This window comes from Mesorhizobium sp. M4B.F.Ca.ET.017.02.2.1 (genome assembly GCF_003998955.1).
Lineage (GTDB): Bacteria > Pseudomonadota > Alphaproteobacteria > Rhizobiales > Rhizobiaceae > Mesorhizobium > Mesorhizobium abyssinicae.
The window spans coordinates 1-632 of record NZ_RZOF01000685.1; the positions used below are offsets into that span (position 1 = coordinate 1).

Consider the following 632-nt stretch of genomic DNA (forward strand, 5'->3'; position numbering starts at 1 on the left):
CGCCGCCTCTATGTGGAAAGAGATGCGCGAAGGCCGCTCCGCCATCGGCCCGCTCGCCAATTCCGAGCTTCATGACCTGGAGGGCATGACCGGCGCTGAGATCAAGGCGCTGCCCGAGCACGACATCGATCGCAAGCAGCTCGTCTCCATGGCCCGCTTCAGCTTGCTCGCCGTGCTTGCGGCGCGCGAAGCCATGCGGCAGGCCGGACTTTCCTGCGACGAAGGGAATGCCCATCGCTTCGGCGCTACAGTGGGCGTCGGCGGCTTGGGCTGGGATGTAATGGAGGAAACTTACCGGGCCCTCCTTTTGGACGGCGCGAGGCGAGTTGGCATCCTCGCTGTACCCAAAACGATGCCAAGCGCCGCCGCCGGCCAGGTGAGCTTGCGCCTCGGCTTGCGCGGGCCGGTGTTCGGGGTGACCTCCGCATGTGCCTCGGCCAACCATGCGATCGCCTCGGCGGTGGATCAGATCAAGCTGGGCCGGGCCGACGTAATGGTTTCCGGAGGCAGCGACGCACCCTTCGCATGGGGCGTGCTGAAAGCATGGGAAGCAATGCGCGTGCTTTCACCCGATACCTGCCGGCCCTTCTCCGCCGATAGGAAGGGCCTGGTGCTGGGCGAGGGTGCTGGCA

The 632-nt window shown here is 66.1% G+C and carries 1 protein-coding gene; it reads left to right on the top strand.

All coding sequences use genetic code 11. The features are described from left to right. On the top strand, positions 1–632 hold a 632-nt coding region (locus EN738_RS34845; RefSeq protein ID WP_281034108.1), incomplete at both ends, for a beta-ketoacyl synthase N-terminal-like domain-containing protein.